General features: G+C 71.3%; 11 protein-coding genes. 4 read left to right on the forward strand and 7 right to left on the reverse strand.

From position 1 onward, the window contains the following. Positions 1-78 precede the first annotated feature (78 nt). Positions 79-618 (reverse strand): phospholipase, encoded by a 540-nt coding sequence (locus tag ACW0Q9_RS23265; RefSeq protein WP_456184654.1) that lies wholly within the window; start codon positions 616-618, stop codon positions 79-81. Between the two features lie 169 nt (positions 619-787). Between ACW0Q9_RS23265 and ACW0Q9_RS23270 the strand changes: the two genes are divergently transcribed. Both ACW0Q9_RS23270 and ACW0Q9_RS23275 read left to right on the forward strand, forming a co-directional pair. Beyond that, the gene (locus tag ACW0Q9_RS23270; RefSeq protein WP_456184656.1) at positions 788-1,441 is read left to right on the forward strand and encodes a PadR family transcriptional regulator; all 654 of its coding nucleotides are present in this window, start codon (positions 788-790) and stop codon (positions 1,439-1,441) included. Between the two features lie 163 nt (positions 1,442-1,604). Beyond that, complete coding sequence (locus ACW0Q9_RS23275; protein WP_456184658.1) at positions 1,605-2,291, forward strand: class I SAM-dependent methyltransferase; 687 nt, start codon at positions 1,605-1,607, stop codon at positions 2,289-2,291. Positions 2,292-2,342: 51 nt separating this feature from the next. Here the strand turns inward: ACW0Q9_RS23275 and ACW0Q9_RS23280 are convergent, their stop codons facing one another. Then, on the reverse strand, positions 2,343-4,001 hold the full coding sequence (locus ACW0Q9_RS23280) for a glycoside hydrolase family 10 protein (protein ID WP_456184660.1): 1,659 nt from the start codon (positions 3,999-4,001) through the stop codon (positions 2,343-2,345). Positions 4,002-4,299: 298 nt separating this feature from the next. On the opposite strand from ACW0Q9_RS23280, the gene ACW0Q9_RS23285 reads away from it, so the two are divergent. Beyond that, entirely contained in the window at positions 4,300-5,793 is a 1,494-nt protein-coding gene (locus ACW0Q9_RS23285; protein WP_456184662.1) for an amino acid permease, read from the forward strand. Between the two features lie 66 nt (positions 5,794-5,859). On the opposite strand, the gene ACW0Q9_RS23290 is transcribed toward ACW0Q9_RS23285, so the two are convergent. The 5 genes from ACW0Q9_RS23290 to arfA are packed head-to-tail and all read right to left on the reverse strand — an operon-like array spanning position 5,860 to position 11,556. Beyond that, entirely contained in the window at positions 5,860-6,873 is a 1,014-nt protein-coding gene (locus ACW0Q9_RS23290) for a glycoside hydrolase family 43 protein (protein WP_456184664.1), read from the reverse strand. Continuing rightward, the gene (locus ACW0Q9_RS23295; protein ID WP_456184666.1) at positions 6,870-7,694 is read right to left on the reverse strand and encodes a carbohydrate ABC transporter permease; all 825 of its coding nucleotides are present in this window, start codon (positions 7,692-7,694) and stop codon (positions 6,870-6,872) included. Before ACW0Q9_RS23295 ends, ACW0Q9_RS23290 begins: the two co-directional genes overlap by 4 nt. A gap of 9 nt (positions 7,695-7,703) precedes the next feature. Next, the gene (locus tag ACW0Q9_RS23300) at positions 7,704-8,666 is read right to left on the reverse strand and encodes a carbohydrate ABC transporter permease (protein WP_456184668.1); all 963 of its coding nucleotides are present in this window, start codon (positions 8,664-8,666) and stop codon (positions 7,704-7,706) included. Positions 8,667-8,672: 6 nt separating this feature from the next. Next, positions 8,673-10,007, reverse strand: a complete 1,335-nt coding sequence (locus ACW0Q9_RS23305) for an ABC transporter substrate-binding protein (protein WP_456184670.1) — start codon at positions 10,005-10,007, stop codon at positions 8,673-8,675. Between the two features lie 37 nt (positions 10,008-10,044). Then, a complete protein-coding gene (gene arfA / locus ACW0Q9_RS23310; protein WP_456184672.1) occupies positions 10,045-11,556 on the reverse strand; it encodes an arabinosylfuranosidase ArfA in 1,512 nt (503 codons plus the stop codon). 148 nt (positions 11,557-11,704) lie between these two features. On the opposite strand from arfA, the gene ACW0Q9_RS23315 reads away from it, so the two are divergent. Continuing rightward, positions 11,705-12,613 (forward strand): LacI family DNA-binding transcriptional regulator (locus ACW0Q9_RS23315; protein ID WP_456184674.1); only part of this gene is annotated, 909 nt, incomplete at its 3' end.

Consider the following 12,613-nt stretch of genomic DNA (forward strand, 5'->3'; position numbering starts at 1 on the left):
TTGACCAAGAGGTTTGCGCCGTGAACCGGGCCTTCCGGCGACGCAAACCTCTTGATCGACAGCGTGGGAGTGGGTGGGTCAGCGGAGGGCGGCGCGGCGTTCGGCGTCGGACTTCATGCGGGCGGCGCGGTCCAGGTCGGCCTGCTGGACGGCGGCGACCGAGCCGAAGATGCTGACCGCCTCGTAGTAGGTCCAGGCCAGGCTGTAACAGGCGGGCCGGACCACGACGTTGTAGGTGGCGCAGACCCGCTTCAGGTCCGCGTAGAAGGCGCTGTCGAGCCGGGACTTGTTGGCCGAGAACAGGCCCATCGCCTTGTAGTTGCGGTAGCCGAAGTCGTGCCGGTAGCAGGAGAGGCTGAAGTTGAACCCGAGCGGGTTGTCCGGGCTGGACGAGCAGTAGTCGGTCGACCAGTCGAAGGCGTACTCGGTCCAGGCGGACTTGTTCAGCCGGGCGGAGTTCCAGGCGCTGTAGCTGGTGGCGCTGGTCTGGGTCCAGCTGGAGAGCACGGCGAGCTTCTGCTCGCGGCTCACCGCGGCCGCGGCGGGGGTGGCCACGCCGATGGCGGTGAGCAGGGCGATCGTGCCGGCGGCGAGCAGGGTGGCGAGACGTCGGGACACGGGTACCTCCCCGGGGGTGTGGGTCAGATGTCGACGATTTTCGATCAACTTCGGAACCGGGGGCGATGCCTCGGGCGACGTGTTGGTGACATGCGTCGAAACAGACGAATGCCTTGCGCGTCGGCCCGCCGGCCATATACTCGTCTACGAGTAATCGCACGCGAGGAGGATGACGGTGGCGAAGCGACGCCCGGTCCGCAACCTGCTGGCCCTCGCCGTGCTCGCGGCGCTTGCCGAGCGGCCCCGCCACCCCTACGAGATCGCCGCCGTGCTGCGCGAGCGCGGCAAGGACCAGGACATGCCGATCAAGTGGGGCTCGCTCTACACCGTGGTGGCGAACCTGGAGCGGCACGGCCTGCTGGCGGCGGTGGAGAGCGGCCGGCAGGGCCGGCGCCCGGAGCGCACCGTCTACCGGATCACCGACGCCGGGCGCGCGGAGCTCGTCGACTGGACCCGGGAGCTGGTCGCCGTCCCGGAGCGGGAGCAGCCCCGGTTCGAGGCCGGCCTGTCGGTGCTCGGCGTTCTCGGGCCCGACGAGGCGATCGAGCTGCTGCGGCAGCGCCTCGACCGGCTGGAGGGCCAGCTCGCCGCGCAGCGGGCGGCGCTGGCCGGGCACGCCCGAGAGGTGCCCCGGATCTTCCTCATCGAGGGCGAGTACGACCTGGCCCTCCGGGAGGCCGAGGCGACCTGGGTGCGCGGCCTGCTCGACGAGCTGACCACCGGCGCGCTGCCGGGGCTGGCCGAGTGGCGGGCCTGGCACGAGACCGGCGCGGTGCCGTCCGAGTGGGCGGACCTGGCGGAGAGGGGGAGCGAGCCGCACTGACAGTGGACCCCGGCGGGGTGCGGGAACACCACCGCCGGGGCCCTGACCTGCGAACCGAGACCGCGGGAACGGCAACCCGGCCGCAAGGTGGCAACCGCAACGATAACCGGGCTCCCGTCCCCGGGTCGGTTCGTGCCCGCACGACCCGAGACCGGAGGAAGAGATGAGCACGAAGGACCTGCGCGCACCGAAGCGCAAGCTGCTGCCCGAGATGGAGGGAAGAACCGCCCGCTGGTACGCCCGCAACCGCGGCTCCGCCGCACAACTGGCCGAGTACCGGCGGCAGGCCGCCCGGCTGGCCGAGGGGCTGCCCGCCGGGGCGGCGGTGCTGGAGGTGGCGCCCGGCCCGGGCTACCTGGCGATCGAGCTGGCCCGGCTGGGGGCGTACCGGATCACCGGGCTGGACGTCAGCCGGACGTTCGTGGAGCTGGCGGGGGAGTCCGCCCGGCGCGCCGGCGTCGAGGTGACCTTCCGCCAGGGTGACGTGCACGAGCTGCCCTTCCCGGCGGACTCGTTCGACCTGGTCGTCTGCCAGGCGGCGTTCAAGAACTTCGTCCGGCCGGTCCGGGCGCTGGACGAGCTGCACCGGGTGCTCCGGCCGGGCGGCCGGGCGGTGATCCACGACCTGCGGGCGGACGCCTCGGCCGCCGACATCGAGCGGGAGGTGGCCCGGATGGGGCTGCGCGGGCTGGACGCCTTCTGGACCCGGTCGGCGCTGCGGATGCTGCGCCGGCGGGCGGTCACCGCCGACGCCTTCACCCGGCTCGCCACGGCGAGTGCCTTCGGCGGCGCCGAGGTGGACCGGGACGGGCTGATCGGGCTGGAGGTGCGGCTGCACAGGGCCGGCTGAACGCGGCGACGCCCGGGACCCGTGAGCGGGCCCCGGGCGTCACCGGTCGGATCAGCGCACGAAGCGCGGCGGGCTGGCCGGGCCCTCGTTCCAGACCCGGTCCAGGGCGGTCACGTAGTAGGTGTGCGCCCCGGCCGGCGCGGACGTGTCCACCCAGGACTGCACGTCGGCGTCGGTGCCCCGGACGGTGGCGACCAAATGGGACGCGTCGGCGAAGTCACAGCGGTCGGCCAGGCCGACGCCGTCGAACCGGTAGATCGCGTACGCGGCGGCCTCGCCGAACGGGCCCTCGCCGTCGGCCGGCTGCCGCCAGCTCAGCCGCACCCCGTCGTCCTGCCGCTGGGCGCCGGTGACCACCGGCATGAGCAGCGGCTTGGCCGGCAGCTGCGACATGGTCGGCACCAGCGCCGGGCGGGAGTAGTGCTCGGCGGCGTAGATGTCGGTGGCGCCGAGCCGGTTGGCCCGCACCTGCACCGCGGAGAAGTGCACGTTGCCGAGCACCTCCGGGTACGACCGGTTGAGCGTCAGGTGGTTCGACAGCTCGCGCGGGTTCATCCAGAACGAGCCGTACACCGGGTCACCGCTCTTGTAGTCGGCCTGACCGATGTAGAGCTGGACGTTGGTGCCCCGCACGGTCTCCGCCCACCACGGCACCAGCCGGGCGTAGTCGGCGGCCGGGTACTGGCCGATGTACCAGTAGAGCTGCGGCACCACGTAGTCGATCCACTCCTCCTTGACCCACTTGCGGGTGTCGGCGGAGATGATGTCGTACGACTGCGAGCCGGTGGTGTCCGAGCCGAGCGGGTCGGCCGACTTGTTGCGCCAGATGCCGAACGGGCTGACCCCGAACTTCACCCACGGCTTGACCGCCTTGATCTTGGCGTTCATTTCCTGGATCAGCAGGTTGATGTTGTCCCGCCGCCAGTCCGCCTTGTCGGTGAAGCCGCGGTTGTACTGCGCGAAGGTGGCGTCGTCCGGGTACTGGTGCGTGCCGCTCGGGTACGGGTAGAAGTAGTCGTCGAAGTGCACGCCGTCGATGTCGTACCGGCTGACCGCGTCCATCATCGCGGTCTGGACGAACTCGCGGACCTCGGGGATGCCGGGGTTGTAGTAGAGCCGGCTGCCGGCGACCCCGGCCGGCGGGTAGGCGAACACCCAGTCCGGGTGCTGCCGCACCGGGTGGTTCGGGGCCAGCTTCGAGATGTCCGCGCCGGCGCCGCCCGGAGCCGGCATGGAGACCCGGTACGGGTTGAACCAGGCGTGGAACTCCAGGTTCCGCTTGTGCGACTCCTCGACGAGGAAGGCCAGCGGGTCCCAGCCCGGGTCCTGGCCGCGGACCCCGGTCAGGTACTCCGACCACGGCTCGACCGGCGAGGGCCAGAACGCGTCCGCGGTCGGGCGGACCTGGACGACGACGGCGTTGTGGTTGAGCCGCTGGGCCAGGTCCAGCCAGTCCAGGTACTCCGCCTTCTGCTTGGCGATCTGGTCGGGCGCGGTCCAGGACGCCTTGGTGGGCCAGTCGATGTTCGTCACCGAGGCGATCCACATGGCCCGGAACTGCCGCTTCGGGGTGGCCGGGTCGGTGACGCAGGTGGTCGCGGTGGAATCGGTCGCCGTGTCGCTCTCCGCGGCGCTCGCGGGGGTGCCGGCGACAAGCGCGCCGAGCAGCGCCACGGCCAGCCCGGCGGCTCTGAGCCGAGTTGCCTTCATGCGGTGCGGTCCCTTCATTGGGCTCCCGGGGACGGGTGACGACGGACGGGCGGCGCGTCCGGCAAGATTCGCCGCAAAGAATCAGTCGTCGGTAGGAAACTTTCACCAAACCGGGAGCTGCGCAAGACTTCCGGGCGGATCGATGCCCAGGTGGGGCCGAATGTCCGAGGGTGGGCCGGCGCACCGCCCGATTCGTGACCTTTGCGACACCGCCGCGCCTGGATTGGGAACGGGGTGGCCTGGGTAGCTTGCCCGGTCACGGACCGCCACCGTGGTGGTCACACGGTGGGAGGTGATCATGTCCGTCCTGCGGACGAAACCGATCCGGGACGTGCTCGCCCAGGGTGAGGCCGACGGTGAGGACGGCCGCCCCGGACTGCGTCGCCGGCTCGGCGCGGTCGACCTGATGGGCTTCGGGATCGGCATCGTGATCGGCACCGGCATCTTCACGCTCACCGGCATCGAGGCGAAGAACCACGCCGGCCCGGGCGTGGTGATCTCGTTCGCCATCGCCGGCGTGGTCGCGCTGCTCGCCGCGCTCTGCTACGCCGAACTGGCGTCCAGCGTGCCGACCGCCGGCAGCGCCTACACCTACGCGTACGCGACGATGGGCGAGATCGTCGCCTGGATCATCGGCTGGGACCTGCTGCTGGAGTTCGCCCTCGGCTCGGCGGTGGTGGCCCGGGGCTGGTCCGGCTACCTGGCCTCGTTGTTCAACCTGCCCAGCGCCTGGTTCGCCGAGGAGGGCAGCGTGGTCAACCTCGGCGCCATCGCGATCGTGCTGATCCTCGGCGCCGTCGGCATCGTCGGCATCCGGGAGTCCGCCCGGGTGACCAACCTGCTGGTCCTGGTCAAGGTCGCCATCTGCGTCTTCATCGTGGTCGCCGGGCTGTTCTTCGTGAAGGCCGCCAACCTCAGCCCGTTCATCCCGTCGACCGAGCCGGCCGGCGCGGGCGAGGACGGCATCCGGCAGCCGGTCACCCAGGCCGTCTTCGGGCTGGAACCGTCCGTCTTCGGCTTCGCCGGGGTGCTCACCGCCGCGGCGGTGGTGTTCTTCGCGTACACCGGTTTCGAGGCCGTGGCGAACCTCGGCGAGGAGACCCGGAAGCCCCGCCGCGACCTGCCGCTGGGCCTGCTGGGCACGCTGGGCATCTCCACGGTGCTGTACATCGGCGTCTCGCTGGTGGTGGTCGGCATGGTGCGCTACACCGACATCGACGAGGGCGCTCCCATCGCCTCGGCCTTCGAGGCGGTCGGCGCCGGCTGGGCCGCCGTCCTGGTCTCCATCGCCGCCGTCGCCGGCCTGACCAGCGTGATCCTGGTCGACCTGGTGGCCATGGGCCGGATCGGCTTCGCCATCGCCCGGGACGGGCTGATCCCGCCGTCGATCGCCAAGGTGCACCCGCGCTGGGGCACCCCGTACCGGATCTCGGCGATCATGACGGTCGGTGTGGCCCTGCTCGCCGGCTTCCTGCCGCTCTCCGCGCTGGCCGACCTGGTCAGCATCGGCGCGCTCTGCGCGTTCGTGCTGGTCTCGGTCGCGGTGCCGATCCTGCGCCGGCGGCGTCCGGAGCTGGAGCGGCCGTTCAAGGTGCCGTTCTCGCCGGTGCTGCCGATCGTGTCCGCGCTGGCCTGCCTCTACCTGATGCTGAACCTGTCGGTGGAGACCTGGATCCGGTTCCTCGCCTGGATGCTGCTCGGCGCGCTCATCTACTTCGGCTACGGCCACCGGAAGAACCGCCTCGCCCGGCGCGAGCAGCGGACGAGCCCGGAGCCCGCCGTGCCGAGCTGACCGACGGCCGACCGACGACATCGCGGTATCCCGGCACCGGGGATACCGCGATGTCGCGTCTGTGGCTCAGGGGCGCGGCTGGGGACCCGCCGTCGGACCCTTGACCACCGGCCGGCCGTTCTCCCAGACCACCTCGTCGAGCCAGACCTGGCGGCCCGGGTCGGTGCTGCCCTCCTGCCCCGGCGGCCAGGCGTGGTAGAGCAGCCAGGTGCGGCCGTCCTGTTCCACCATGGAGGCGTGGCCCGGCCCGCTGGCGACCGCGTTGGACCTCAGGATCGGGTTCTCCGCCGCCTTCACGCACGGCCCGGTCGGGCTCTCGCAGACCGCGTAGCCCTCGGCGTAGCCGGCCTGGTCGTAGGCGTTGGCGGCGAAGAAGAGCAGCAGCTTCCCGTCGTGCCGGTGGAAGAACGGCCCCTCGACGAGCGTGCCCTCCCAGGGCTCGGTCTGCCTGAGCAGCTTCGTCGGACTGCCGACCAGCCGCAGGCCGTCCGGCGAGAGCCGCTGCGACCAGAGCCAGGTGTCCACCCCGATGGCGTTGCCGTCGTTCTTCCAGAGCAGCCACAGGCTGCCGTCCGTGTCCCGGTACGGGCTGGCGTCGATGGAGCCGCCCAGCTCCGCCTGGCAGACCAGCGGCCCGGCCGCGTCGTCCCGGTACGGCCCGAGCGGGGTGGTCGCCACCGCCCGGCCGACGCACTGCCGGCCGGAGGCCCGGTCGGCCACCGTGTAGTAGAGGACGAACCGGTCCGTTGCGAGCTGGACGGCCTCCGGCGCCCAGGTCTTCCCGGCGTCGGCCCAGGCCGGCAGGTCGGGCAGCGCGTCACCGGCCGGGGTCCAGTCGACCAGGTCGGGCGAGGTGAGCACCGGGACGTTCCGGCCGCCCGCGTTGGTGTGGAACAGGTACCAGGTCTCGCCGACCCGGATCGCCTGCGGGTCGGGGGCGTCGCTGCGGACGACCGGGTTGGTGAACACGCGCGCGTCCTCCGGCGTACTCGATGGGCTTTCTCCGCTGCCGCAACCGGCGACGAGCAGCGCGGCGGTCAGGGCCGCCGCGCCGCGTCGCCGGATCCGCCGGTCGATCATCCCTTCAGGCCGCTGCGGGACACGCCCTGGATGATGTGCCGCTGGGCGAGCACGAACAGGATCAGCACCGGCAGGCTGGCCAGCACCGCCCCCGCCATGATCACCGGATAGTCGGTCACGTAGGCGCCCTGGAGCAGACCCAGGCCGGCCGGCAGGGTCAGCCGCTCCGGGCTGAACAGCACGTAGACCGGCCACAGGAAGTCGTTCCAGTTGGTCAGGAACGACAGCACCGCCAGGGTGGCCAGCGCCGGCTTCGACAGCGGCAGGAGCACCCGGGTGAAGACCTGCCAGTGGTTCGCCCCGTCCAGCACCGCCGCCTCCTCCAGCTCGGCCGGGATGGAGAGGAAGAACTGGCGCAGGAAGAAGACACCGAACGCGCTCGCCGCGCCGGGCACCACCACCACCGCCAGGGTGTCGAGCCAGCTCAGCCGGTCGGCGATCACGAAGTTCGGGATGATCAGCGAGGTGGGCGGCAGGAAGAGCGTCCCGACGATCAGCGCGAAGCTCGTCCGCCGGCCCCGGAACCGCAGCCGGGCCAGGGCGTACGCGGCCATCGACGCGGTGACCAGCACGAGCAGCGTGTGCAGGCTGGCGGCGAGCATGCTGTTGACGAACCAGCGCAGCACCGGGTTGGCGGTGTTGCCGAGGATCTGGTCGTAGCCGTAGGTGGAGAACGGGTGCGGCAGCCAGCTCGGCGGGTCCTGCTGCGCGTCGTCGTAGGTCTTCAGCGAGGTCAGGGCCATCCAGACCAGCGGGGTCACGAAGACCGCCGTGATCAGGAGCAGCGCGGCGTAGCGCGCCGCCCGACGCACGTTCGTCATGGCGTCCCCTCAGTCTTCCCGGTAGCGGAACAGCCGGAAGTTGACGATGCTGACCACCGCCAGCAGCAGCGCGAAGAGCACGCTCATCGCGGACGCCTGGCCGACGTCGTAGTTGCGCAGCCCCTCGTCGACGATCCGCCACACCACCGTCCGGGTCTGCTCACCCGGCGCGCCCTGCGTGATCAGGAAGGACTGCCCGAAGACGTTCGCCGAGGCGAGGATCGTCGTGGTGAGCACGAAGAGCAGCACCGGGCGCAGCCCGGGGAGCGTGACGTGGCGGAACCGGTCCCAGGTGCTCGCGCCGTCCACCCGCGCCGCCTCGTACAGCTCCGCCGGGATGTCCTGGAGCCCGGCCAGGTAGATCACCGCGTTGAAGCCGCAGGTCCACCAGACCGTCACGCCGACCAGGGACACCCAGGCCCACGGCACGTCGGTCACCCAGGGGGTGTCCGCGGGCAGCCCGACCGCACCGAGCAGCCGGTTCACCAGACCGAGGTTCGCGTCCAGCAGGAAGCGCCAGAGCAGGCCGATGACCGCGACGCCGAGCACGTACGGGGCGAAGAAGGCGGCCCGGAAGAACGTCCGGCCGGGGAACTTCTGGTTCAGCAGCAGGGCCAGGCCCAGCGGGACCACCACCAGCAGCGGCACCGACAGCACCGTGAAGATCGCGGTCGCCCGGACGCTGGACCACCAGTCCGCGTAGTCGGCCGAGTCGCTGGAGAACAGGTCCCGGTAGTTCTCCAGCCCGATGAACGGCCGGTTCGGCAGCTGGAGGTCCCACTGGTGCAGGCTGATCCAGACCCCGAACAGGATCGGCGCCAGCCCGAAGACCAGGAAGAGAACCAGGTACGGCGCGAGGAAGAGGTAGGGCGTCGTCCGGTGCCCCCGTTCCGTCACGCCCCGGCGGCGGGTCCGGCCCGCCGGGGGCGGCGCGTCACCGCGCGCCGCCCCGACCTCGATCACGTCCGCCACCGCGGATCAGCTCCCGTACTTCTTGCGGTTGTCCTCGAGCTGCTTGTTCGCCTTGGCCACCCCGTCGTCCAGCGCCTGCTTCGGCGACTTCTTGCCGAGCGCCGCCTCGTTGAAGGAGTTGTAGAAGGTGGTCATGACCTCACCGAGACCCGGCGACGCCGGCGGGAAGGCGGCGTACTCCAGCTCGGGGGCGAGCGCGCTGATCTCCGGCAGGGCCTTGAACTCGGCGCCCTCCCGGACCTCCTTGCGGGCCGGGACCTGCCCGCCCTTGGCCCAGTCGAGGGAGTGCTCGCTGAGCCAGTTGATGAAGACCTTGGCGCCGGAGACCTTGTTGTTGTCGGCGCTGCGCTGCTTGACGATCGTGAAGTTGTGCGAGTTCGCCCACGCGGCCTTCTGGGTGCCGATCTGCGGCAGGGGCGCGACGCCCCACTGCAGGCCGGCGCTCTTCTTCAGGTCGTTGATCTGCCAGATGCCGTTCCAGTTGAAGGCGTTCTTGCCGCTCTTGAGCGCCAGGTAGTCGGCGTCCTGGCCGACGTTGGCGGGGGAGAAGCCCTGCTTGATCATGTCGACCAGCCAGGTGCACGCCTCGACGGCCGGGTCCGAGTTGAAGGTCGCCTTCGCCACGTCGGCGTCGAAGAGCGTCCCGCCCCACTGGTGCAGCAGGCTGTAGAAGGTCATGCCGCCGGTGAACTGGAACGGGCTGACCCAGAAGCCCTGCACGCCGGACTTCTTCAGCTCGGTCAGCGCCGCCGTGTACTCGTCCTTCGTCGTCGGCGGCTTCTCCGGGTCGAGGCCGGCCTTCTGCAGGACGGCCTTGTTGTAGTAGAAGCCCAGCGGGTGCATGTCCAGCGGGATGCCGTACCGCTTGTCGTGGTAGAGGCCGCCCTTCCACACCGTCGGGGCGAAGTCGCCCTCGTTCAGCTCCAGGGCCTTCGCCACGTCGTCCAGCTCGGTGATCACGCCGCGGGCGGCGAAGGTGGCGAGCTGATCCATGTGCATGACCGCGATGTCCGGGCCGTTTCCGCTGGTGACGGCGCCGGGCAGCTTGCTGTAGTAGTCCTGCCACTCGTAGGTGATCACGCTGACGGCGATGTTCTGGTGCTCGCTGTTGAACTGCTCGACCAGCTTCTTGAAGATGTCGCCGTCGCCGCCGGTGAAGCCGTTCCACAGCTTCAGGTCGACCTTCGGGCCGGTGTACTCCTTGCCGCCGTTGCCGGACGCGGTGGACCGGTCGGAGGTGCTGCTGCCGCCGCCGCAGCCGGCCAGCGTCAGCGTGGCCGCCGCGCCGAGCCCGAGGCCGAGGCCGAGCAGCCGGCGCCGGCTCATCTCGTTCTGGATCATGCGTACTCCTTGGGGGACGGGATGCAGTATTGCCTGGTCACGCCTGAGACGCGAAGCGCAGCAGGTTCCAGGAGCAGGCGGGCAGCGCCACGGAGCACCGGCCGCCGTCGAGGGTGGGGGTGGTGACCTCCCGGGGCGTCACCCGCGTGGGCTCCGCCTCGGTGTTCGTGGCGGCCGGGTCGGCGCCGGCCGCGAGGGTGGTGTGACCGAGGGCACGCAGGCCGGGGAGCCCGCGCAGGTCCAGGTCGAGCGGGAGCTCGTTCGAGCCCCGGTTGACCGCGAAGACGGCCAGCTCGCCGGTCTCCTCGTCGTGCACGGCGACGGTGTCCAGCACGGGCACCTCGCCGTACCGCTTCGTCTCGTACGTCGGGCCGACCGGCTCGGTGCGCAGCACCGTGCCCCGCGCGTAGCGGGCGGTCAGGGCGAACGGGTGGAAGATGCTCTGCCGCCAGGCCGGCCCGCCGTTCCGGGTGCGGATCGGGGCGATCACGTTGGCGAGCTGCGCCTGGCAGGCGACCCCGACCCGGTCGGCGTGCCGGAGCAGGGTGATCAGCAGGTCGCCGACCACGACCGCGTCGACCGCGGTGAAGTCGTCCTCGATCAGAGCCGGGGCCTCGACCCAGCCGCGCCGGTCCAGGTCGGCCTGGAGGCGCGACTGGTACCAGACGTTCCACTCGTCGAAGGAGATCTTCAGCTTGCGCTTCTGCCGCTGCTTGGCCGCCACGTGGTCGGCGGTGGCGACCACCTCGCGGATGAAGCTGTCCATGTCCACCGCGGAGGCCAGGATGCTGGCCCGGTCGCCGTCGGACGGGTCGTAGTAGGTGTGGGCCGAGATGTAGTCGACGTGCTCGTAGGTGTGTTCCAGCACGGTCGCCTCCCAGGAGGCGAAGGTCGGCATCCCCCGGTTGGAGCTGCCGCAGGCGACCAGGCTGATCGAGGGGTCGATCATCTTCATGGCGCGGGCGGTCTCGGCGGCGAGCCGGCCGTACTCGTCGGCGGTCTTGTGGCCGACCTGCCACGGCCCGTCCAACTCGTTGCCGAGGCACCAGAGCCGGACCCCGTACGGCTCCTCGGCGCCGTGCTTGCGGCGCAGGTCGGACAGCTGGGTGCCACCCGGGTGGTTGGCGTACTCCAGCAGGTCGCACGCCTCCTGGACGCCGCGGGTGCCGAGGTTGACCGCCATCATGGGCTCGACGCCGGCCTCGGCCGCCCAGGTCATGAACTCGTCCAGCCCGAACGCGTTGGTCTCGATGGTCTTCCAGGCCAGGTCCAGCCGGCGCGGGCGGTCGCCGACCGGGCCGACGCCGTCCTCCCAGCGGTAGCCGGAGACGAAGTTGCCGCCGGGGTAGCGGACCACCGAGACGCCCAGCTCGCGGGTCAGCTCCATTACGTCCCGCCGGAAGCCGCGCGGGTCGGCGTCCGGGTGCCCGGGCTCGTAGACCCCGCCGTAGACGCAGCGCCCCATGTGTTCGACGAAGGAGCCGAAGAGGCGACGGTCGGCCGCGCCGATGGTGAAGGTCGGGTCGATCGTCAGCTGCGCGTTCGGCACGGTGCCACCCTTTCCTCGGTGCTGTGCCGGTGACCTCGGTCACCGGTCTCCCTGGTTTGTACAACGTTGTAAGCAACGATGTAAAGGGGTCGTTACGTCGTCGTGACGCGGTAGAGTGCGCCCCAGCAGTCACCCGGGAGGAAGTTCAGTGCGGCACAGGCTCAAGGACGTCGCGGAACGGGCCGGCGTGTCGGTGAAGACCGTCTCCAACGTGGTCAACGGTTACCAGCACGTCCGCGCGGACACCCGCGCCCGGGTCGAGGCGGCCATCGTCGAGCTGAACTACCGGCCCAACCTCTCGGCCCGCAACCTGCGCAAGGGGCGCACCGGCGTGATCGCCCTGGCCGTGCCCGAGCTGGACATCCCCTACTTCGCCGAGCTGGCCCGGCACGTGGTCACCGCCGCCGCCGAGCACGGCTGGACGGTGCTGATCGACCAGACCGGCGGCGGCCCGGAGCAGGAGCGCAAGGCCGCCAGCGGGATCGGCGACCACATGATCGACGGCCTGATCTTCAGCCCGCTCGCGCTCACCGCCGACGACCTCGCCGGCCTCGACGGCATGCCGATGGTGCTGCTCGGCGAGCGGGTCGACCACGGCCCCGCCGACCACGTGGTGGTAGACAACGTGGCCGCCGCCCGGGAGATCACCGCCCACCTGGTCGGGCTCGGCCGCCGCCGGATCGCCGCGATCGGCTCGCAGCGCACCCCCGAGGGGGCGAGCGCCCGGCTCCGCCTGGCCGGCTACACGGCCGCGCTGGCCGACGCCGGCATCGGCTACGACGACCGCCTGGTGGCGCCCGCGCCGGCCTGGCACCGCGCGGACGGCGCGGCCGCCATGCGGCACCTGCTCTCCACCGGGGTACGCCCCGACGCCGTCTTCTGCTTCAACGACACCCTGGCCCTCGGCGCGCTGCGCGCCCTGCACGAGGCCGGCCTCCGGGTGCCCGACGACGTCGCGGTGGCCGGCTTCGACGACATCGAGGACGGCCGCTTCTCCATCCCGACCCTGAGCACGGTCGCCCCCGACAAGGAACGCATCGCCCGCCTGGCCGTGGAA

The sequence above is a fragment of the Micromonospora sp. I033 genome (assembly GCF_053890995.1).